Source organism: Allobosea sp. TAB14 (genome assembly GCF_052113865.1).
Taxonomy (GTDB): domain Bacteria; phylum Pseudomonadota; class Alphaproteobacteria; order Rhizobiales; family Beijerinckiaceae; genus Allobosea; species Allobosea spartocytisi.
Genome location: NZ_JBFRDQ010000190.1, coordinates 1 through 7,766 on the forward strand (window position 1 = coordinate 1; position 7,766 = coordinate 7,766).

Annotated in this window: 7 protein-coding genes; all 7 read right to left on the reverse strand. The window is 64.6% G+C overall.

Annotation, left to right across the window (positions count from 1 at the left end):
• A partial coding sequence (locus tag AB4Y99_RS22650) for a Dyp-type peroxidase domain-containing protein (RefSeq protein WP_441524917.1) occupies positions 1 to 242 on the reverse strand: 242 nt, incomplete at its 3' end.
• A 144-nt stretch (positions 243 to 386) separates the two neighbouring features.
• The gene (locus AB4Y99_RS22655) at positions 387 to 581 is read right to left on the reverse strand and encodes a hypothetical protein (RefSeq protein WP_441524918.1); all 195 of its coding nucleotides are present in this window, start codon (positions 579 to 581) and stop codon (positions 387 to 389) included.
• Between the two features lie 65 nt (positions 582 to 646).
• A complete protein-coding gene (locus AB4Y99_RS22660) occupies positions 647 to 901 on the reverse strand; it encodes a DUF2171 domain-containing protein (RefSeq protein ID WP_441524923.1) in 255 nt (84 codons plus the stop codon).
• An 85-nt stretch (positions 902 to 986) separates the two neighbouring features.
• On the reverse strand, positions 987 to 3,599 hold the full coding sequence (gene clpB / locus AB4Y99_RS22665) for an ATP-dependent chaperone ClpB (protein WP_441524919.1): 2,613 nt from the start codon (positions 3,597 to 3,599) through the stop codon (positions 987 to 989).
• A gap of 203 nt (positions 3,600 to 3,802) precedes the next feature.
• Positions 3,803 to 5,824 carry a sensor histidine kinase gene (locus AB4Y99_RS22670; protein ID WP_441524920.1) on the reverse strand — a complete coding sequence of 674 codons (2,022 nt, stop codon included), beginning with the start codon at positions 5,822 to 5,824 and terminating at the stop codon, positions 3,803 to 3,805.
• The gene (locus AB4Y99_RS22675) at positions 5,817 to 7,217 is read right to left on the reverse strand and encodes a sigma-54-dependent transcriptional regulator (RefSeq protein ID WP_441524921.1); all 1,401 of its coding nucleotides are present in this window, start codon (positions 7,215 to 7,217) and stop codon (positions 5,817 to 5,819) included. Before AB4Y99_RS22675 ends, AB4Y99_RS22670 begins: the two co-directional genes overlap by 8 nt.
• A 155-nt stretch (positions 7,218 to 7,372) precedes the next feature.
• Positions 7,373 to 7,603 (reverse strand): hypothetical protein, encoded by a 231-nt coding sequence (locus AB4Y99_RS22680; protein ID WP_441524922.1) that lies wholly within the window; start codon positions 7,601 to 7,603, stop codon positions 7,373 to 7,375.
• Between the last annotated feature and the right edge of the window lie 163 nt (positions 7,604 to 7,766).

Genomic DNA, 7,766 nt, shown 5'->3' on the forward strand with positions numbered 1-7,766 from the left:
GGCCTTGGCCCGTCGAACAGCCGGTCCCAGGCCTGCGAGCCGAAGGCCATGACGCAGGACAGGTTGCCCTCGAGGTCCCGGAAGCCGACGGCCCGCAGCAGCGCGGACAGATCGGCGCACAGACCCCGCACCGTCTCCTCGGGCCCGCTGCCGGGATTGATCGTCACCACCAGGAACATCGCGGAACGCGTCAGGGCTGCCACGACCGGCTGCGAGATCACGGATGGCACGCTCAAATCCATGGAAGACCCGCTCAAGAGCAATCGTTCAAAATCACACCGCCCCCTGCTGTGACGCGGTGCGGATTGGGCTGGCGAGGCATCACGGCAAGGATCCGATGAAGGACTGCCTTTTCCCTGACACGCGGAAGCTGCGCCGGCGTGGCTTCAATCCATGTCGCGGAAGGCATGGCCGGCGCTGGCCACGCCCTCGATCACGCTCGGCGGGAGCAGGTCCGCAGCGGCAGTTCCGTCGAAGAGCCATTCCTTTGGATCGACGAAATCCGGGAGCTTCGCACCGCTGGCGACATAGAGGCCGATCGCGGGCTTCCCGGCATTGATGTAGAGGTCGTATTGCTGCATCGAACTCATCCCACTCAGGTGAGGCGGCCGCGATCACCCTTCGGTGGCGATCGCAGTCAGAGGCGTCAGAGATCCACCGGCTTGCCGGAAGGCTCCTCTTCCAGCGTCACCGCGATATCGGCATTGGCGGACAACCGCACTTTGTTACCCTCGACACCGGCGACGAAACCGAGCTCGACATAGTGATGATGGCCCTCATGCCGGCCATAAGTATCACTCTTGCCGAGCTTGATGCGCTCGCCCTCGACCCGGTCGACGGTCCCGACATGGACGCCATCCGCCCCAATGACTTCCATGCCTTCCTTGATCTTGCCCTTCATCCTGCGATCCTCCTCGGTTGAAACCTGTCCGTATTCAAAACCCTGCCGGCCGGGGTGGCGGGTTGAAGCCATGATCTTTGCCCGCTCAGGTCAGCTCCAGCTCATCCTCATCCACCATCGCCGGCTTCTTGCCGTTGAAGGTGAGGCCGTCCTTGCCCGCTGAGATCTTMATGGCTGAGCCGTCGCGCACATCGCCTGAGAGGATCATCTCCGCCAAGGGATCCTGAACATAGCGCTGGATCACGCGCTTGAGCGGCCGCGCGCCATAGGCCGGATCCCAGCCCTTCGCCGCGAGCCAGTCCCGTCCCTTCGCATCGAGCGAGAGCGCGATCTTGCGATCGTCGAGGATCTTCTGCAGCCGGCCGAACTGGATGTCGACGATCCGCCCCATCTCGGCCTTCTGGAGCCGCTGGAACAGGATGATCGCATCGATGCGGTTCAGGAATTCGGGACGGAAATGCGCACGTACCATGGTCATGACCTTGTCGCGCACCGCGCTCGTCTTCTCGCCTTCCGGCTGGTTCACTAGGTATTCGGCCCCGATATTCGAGGTCAGGATGATCACAACGTTGCGGAAGTCGACCGTGCGCCCCTGCCCGTCGGTGAGACGCCCGTCGTCGAGCACCTGCAACAGGACGTTGAAGACGTCCGGGTGCGCCTTCTCGACCTCGTCGAAGAGCACGACCTGGTAGGGCCTGCGCCGCACAGCCTCGGTGAGGACACCGCCTTCGTCATAGCCGACATAGCCTGGTGGCGCGCCGATCAGCCGCGCGACCGAGTGCTTCTCCATGAACTCCGACATGTCGATGCGCACCATGGCGGTCTCGTCGTCGAACATGAACTCGGCCAGCGCCTTGGCAAGCTCGGTTTTGCCGACGCCGGTGGGTCCGAGGAACATGAAGGAGCCGATCGGCCGGTTGGGATCCTGCAGGCCCGCACGCGCCCGCCGCACCGCCGTCGACACCGCCCTGACGGCTTGCGTCTGGCCGACGACGCGCTTGATGAGCTGCTCCTCCATCTTGAGCAGCTTCTCCTTCTCGCCTTCCAGCATCCGCTCGACCGGCACGCCGGTCCAGCGCGCGACGACCTGGGCAATGCTGTCGGCCGTCACGGTCTCGGTGGGGGAAGCGTTGTCATCAGTCTCGATGGCGGCAAGCTTCTTCTCCAACTCCGGAATCCGGCCATAGGCGAGCTCGCCGGCCTTCTGGAACTCACCCTTGCGCTGCGCATTGGCGAGTTCCGTGCGCAAATGGTCGAGTTCGGTCTTCATCTTCTGGGCGTCGGAGAGCTTGCCTTTCTCCGCTTGCCATTTCGAGGTCAGGTCGGCGGACTTCTTCTCCAGCTCAACTAGCCCCTTGTCGAGATTCTGCAGGCGGCTCTTCGAGCCCGCATCGCGCTCCTTCTTCAGTGCCTGCTGCTCGATCTTGAGCCGCACGATCTCGCGGTCGAGCGAATCCAGCTCCTCGGGCTTCGAATCGACCTGCATCTTCAAGCGCGCCGAGGCTTCGTCGACGAGGTCGATCGCCTTGTCGGGCAGGAAGCGGTCGGTGATGTAGCGGTTCGACAAGGTCGCGGCCGCGACCAAAGCCGAATCCGCGATCCGTACGCCATGATGGAGCTCGTATTTCTCCTTCAGGCCACGCAGGATAGAGATGGTGTCCTCGACCGTCGGTTCCGAGACGAAGACCGGCTGGAAGCGCCGGGCGAGCGCCGCGTCCTTCTCGACATGCTTGCGGTATTCGTCGAGCGTGGTCGCGCCGACGCAATGCAGCTCGCCGCGCGCCAGCGCCGGCTTCAGCAGGTTGGAGGCATCCATGGCGCCATCGGTCTTGCCGGCGCCGATCAGCATATGCATCTCGTCGATGAAGAGGATGATGCCGCCGGCAGCCGAGGTCACCTCCTGCAGCACGGCCTTCAGCCGCTCCTCGAACTCGCCGCGATATTTCGCGCCGGCGATCAGTGAACCAAGGTCGAGCGAGAGCAGCTTCTTGTCCTTCAGGCTCTCCGGCACGTCGCCATTGACGATGCGCAGGGCCAACCCCTCGACGATGGCGGTCTTGCCGACGCCAGGCTCGCCAATCAGGACGGGATTGTTCTTGGTTCGGCGCGAGAGGACTTGAATGGTCCGTCTGATCTCCTCGTCGCGGCCGATGACCGGGTCGAGCTTGCCTTCACGCGCCGCCTTGGTCAGGTCGCGGGCGTATTTCTTGAGCGCATCATAGGCGTTCTCGGCCGAGGCACTGTCGGCCGAGCGCCCCTTGCGCAGGGCGTCGATGGCAGCACTCAGATGCTGCGGGCTGACGCCGCCACGGGCGAGCAGCTTGCCGGCATCGCTGTCCTTGTCGGTCGCCATCGCCTGAAGCAGCCGTTCGACGGTGACGAAGCGGTCGCCCGCCTTGTCGGCGACCTTCTCCGCGGCGRTGAAGACGCGCGCGCAATCCGGCGCCAGATGGACCTGCCCTGCCCCAGCGCCCGAAACCGTGGGCAGCTTCGCCAGCCCCGCCTCGGTCTCACCGAGGATGGTCCGCGAGTCGCCACCGGCGCGGTCGATCAGCCCGGCGGCCAAGCCTTCATTGTCGTCGAGAAGCACCTTGAGGAGATGCAGCGAGGTGAACTGCGGATTGCCCTCTCGCGCTGCCAGCGACTGTGCAGACTGGATGAAGCCCTTGGCGCGATCGGTATATCGTTCAGCATTCATCGCACAGCCTTCCGGAACACGATCGGACCAAGGCTCATGCCGGCGATCTCGAACAAGCCGGCCGCGCCCCTGCCAATCCTATGGAGCAACCGGTATGCCAAGGTCGGCATCGAATGAATTCAACACGATAAGCGGAAAGCGATCGGGTTCCCGGACAAACTGTCGCTGCTGCGCGGGACAATCTGTCCTTGCGCCGAATGGGGTCAGCGGGCGGCGGGCAGCCAGATCGTGAACGTCGTCCCCAGGCCCTGCTCGCTTTCGACCGAGATCTTGCCGCCCTGCCGCGTCACGAGCATCTGGCTGATCGACAATCCCAGTCCCGTGCCTTCGCGCCGCTTGGTCGTGAAGAACGGGTCAAAGATCTTCGGCATCACCTCGGGGGGCATGCCGGTGCCGGTGTCGGAAATCTGGATCGCGACCCCGGCCTGCCCGTCCATGTCGCTGTCGAAGGTGCACAAGCCGAGGCGGCCGCCATCCGGCATCGCATGGATGGCGTTGACGATGAGGTTGACCAGCACTTGCTGGAGCTCGGTGCGGTTCATCATGATCGGCCGGATTGCCCGATCCCCGCGCTCCACCTCGATCGTGCTCTTCTTCAGGAGGTGCTGCACCAGCGGCAGCGTGTCAGAGATGATGCCGGCAACGGCATAGTGCTCGGTATAGCCCGCATATTCCTGGGGCTTTGCGAACTGGAGCAGCTTGGTCACCATCTCCGTGACGCGGTCCATCTGCTGCTCGATCAGCCGGAACTCCGTCTGTGCCTGCCGGGCATCGCCCCCCATGAGCTGGCGGATCACCTCCAGATTGCCCTGCATGACGGCGATGGGATTGTTGATCTCATGGGCGACGCCGGCGGTGATCTCGCCGATCGCCGCGAGCTTCTCGGACATGACGAGCTGCCGGGTCGTCGTCTCGAGTTGTGTCGTCGTGAGCTGCAAGGCGCGGGCGCGTTCCTCGACACGCTGATTGAGTTCCTCATTCCATTGCCGCAATTCGGCGTCGCGCTGCTGCACCAGATCGAGCAGGTGATCGAGATGAAGCGCAACCCGGCCGATCTCGTCCTTGCTGACGACGTGACCGGTGCGCGCCGCGAGATCGCCGCCCTGGACCCGCGCAATGATGTCGCTCATGCGCTCCAGCGGCCTGAAGATCGCGCCGGCCCAATGCAGGAAGAGCGGCACCGTCGCGAACAGCGCGACGAGGAAGGCCGCGGCAATCGCCAGCAAGCTCTCCTGCTTGGCCGCGGTGAAGGGTTTTTCGAGGAACCCCGCATAGAGCATGCCGACGCGCCGGTCGGAGCTGTCTACGATCGGCTCGTAAGCCGAGACGTACCAGTCGTCGACGACGAAGGCGCTGCCGCGCCAGACCCGGCCCTCGTCGAGCACAGCTCTGCTCACCTCGGCCGAGACGCGCGTCCCGATCGCCCTCTGCCCCTCGAACATGCGCACATTGGTGCTGATCCGAACATCGCCGAGGAACAGGGTCACCGTCCCCCGGCTGCCCTCCGGCAAACCGGAGCCGTGATAGATCAGATCATTGATGTCATCGACGAAGGGAAGGTTCCGGTTGAGCAGGATGCCGCCGACGAGAGCACCGCGGCGACCGGTGGGCAAGCTGACCGGGCTCGCGCCCTGCAGCAGCAGCCCGCGCGGCTCGACCGAGGCGATGCTTGGGAGGCTGCCCTTCGTCGAAACGATCTCGACACGGGCGTGCAGGGCGAGCTCCGGCGAGATCGCAGCCAGATCTTTCTCGTCGAAGACATCGATTCCGGCCTTCGCGCGCCCTTGGAGCGCGGAGCCGATGACCGGCCAATTCCAACGTATCGAGGCGGAGGCCATCGGATGACCGCTGACGACGACCCGCCCGTCATCGGCGACGATATAGAGGAAATCGAGGCCACGCTGTGCGGCGACATCGGCAAGGAAAGTCGCCAGCTCGCCATTCGGCGCCTCGTCGCGACGTATCAGATCCTGGAACCGCGCCGCCTCCGTGACCGCGGTGAGGTGTTCTTCCGTGGTGTCACGGATGCGTGCCAGATACTGGTGAGCGATGGTCAGATCGTCATTGACCTTGGACAGCATCATCGCATTGAAACGGAGGTTCCAGCGATAGACGCTGATGCCGAGCAACAGCGGCAGGATGATCAGCATCGGCACGAGCGCGATCGCCAGCAGGCGATAGCGCACGGACCGGACGCGGCCCCCCTCCTCCGCCTCGCTAGACATTCCAGCTCGCGCATTTGCGGTCGATCGTCTTGCGCGAGATGCCCAGCCGGCGCGCCGCCGTCTCGCGGTCGCCGCCGACCTCGCGCAGAACCGCGAGGATATGTCGCCGCTCGACATCGGCCAATGTCTGTTGCGCCGCATCGCCGGGCGCTTCGCGGCGTTCGGCACCGCTGCTCAGCTCCGCAGGAAAGGTACCGAGAATGACGGCCCGCTCGATCAGGTTTCGCAGCTCGCGGATGTTTCCGGGCCAGTCGTAGCGCCGAAGCATGGCGCGCACCCGCTCGTCGATTGCGACCGGCGGCATGCCGAGCTGGYGGGAGAACTCGCGCATGAAGATCGCGGCAAGCTCCAGCACGTCGTCTCCGCGATCCCTCAGCGGCGGCAGGGCGATCTGCACGACGTTGATGCGGAAATAGAGATCAGCGCGGAACGTGCCCTCCTCGACCCGTCGCTCCAGATCGGCGTTCGTGGCGAAGATGAAGCGCGCATCGAAGGGAACCTCGCGCTCCGAGCCTACCGGCCGGACGCGACGATCCTCCAGCACGCGCAGCAGCTTGCTCTGCAGCGGGAAAGGCAGGTCGCCGATCTCGTCGAGAAAGATGGTGCCGCCATGGGCGTGCATGAACAGCCCTTCCCGCGCCCGGCCCGCACTGGTGAACGCGCCCTTTAGATGGCCAAACAGCTCGCTCTCGATCATGTCCGCGGGAATGGCCCCACAATTGATCGGCACGAACAGCTTGCCGGCCCGGTTCGATARTGCGTGGATCGAGCGCGCGACGACCTCCTTGCCGGTGCCCGACATGCCCGTCAGCAGGACGGATGTCGGCAGCGGCGCGACCCTGCCGACCGTGTCGTGCACGAGCTGGATCGCCCGGGAGTTGCCTAGCAGCCTGTCGCCCGGCAAGGGCTGATGCCCAGGCGAGCGCAATTCATGCCGCAAGACGTCGTTCTCGCGCTGCAACCGGGCGCGGTCGAGGCAACGYGACACCGCGTTGAGCAATTGGTTCGAACGGAAGGGCTTGAGGACGAAATCCACCGCACCGGCGCGCAGCGCCCCAATTGCGGTCTCCAGATCGGCATAAGCCGTCATCAGGATGACATCGGCGAAGAAACCAGCCGCGCGCTGCTCGGCCAGCCAGGCCAGGCCGTTCTGCCCGGGCATGATGTTGTCGAGGATCACGACGTCGAAAGGCTGCTCCTCGACCTTGYACGACGCCTCCTTCGCGCTCGCCGCCTCCTCGATCCGCTTGCAGTGCGGCCCGAGTAGCTTGACGAGGAAGTTGCGCATGCCTGGCTCGTCGTCGACCACCAGGATCGACGCGCCAGCCAGCCCCGGGCCGAATTCAGCATCGGCAGCGAGCTTTATTCCGGCGTCGCCCTGCTCCAGAGACATGTCCGTCCTTCCCCGTCCTGCCCATCTTCCGGAGGCCTTCCTGCTCACCACCAGCCAGGAACGCGACCGCGCCAACACCATCAGGCCAGCAGCATCGCAATATCGAATTGGCTGTGGCTGTCGCTACCGCCGACGACCGCAGAGCACACCGGGAGTTACCACGGCCCCAGAAAAGCCGGAGCCAGATCCTCGTTGACCATGCTCCGGGCCGCCGGGTCGGTCTGCCCGCTGCCGACCTCGTTCATCCGTTTCGCCGCGTCGAACAGGAGTGCGTGGACATCGTCTTCGCTCAGCAGCCCTCTTGCGACGAGCTTTCGAACCAAGGCCCGCAGGACGAGAGTATCAATGTTTCCCCGCCCCTGATGAGCCGTCAGCGCTTCGTTCATATCAGACCTCCTTGGCGTCGCCTGCGCGAACACCCTCTGCCCTCAACGCCCCTTCATGCCCTCGCGCAGCTCGACAAGGACGCGCCGCAAGCCATGGACCTGGTCGACGAGATGCAGGATCACGTCGATGCCCGCATCATTGGCGCCGAGATCGTCCTTGAGC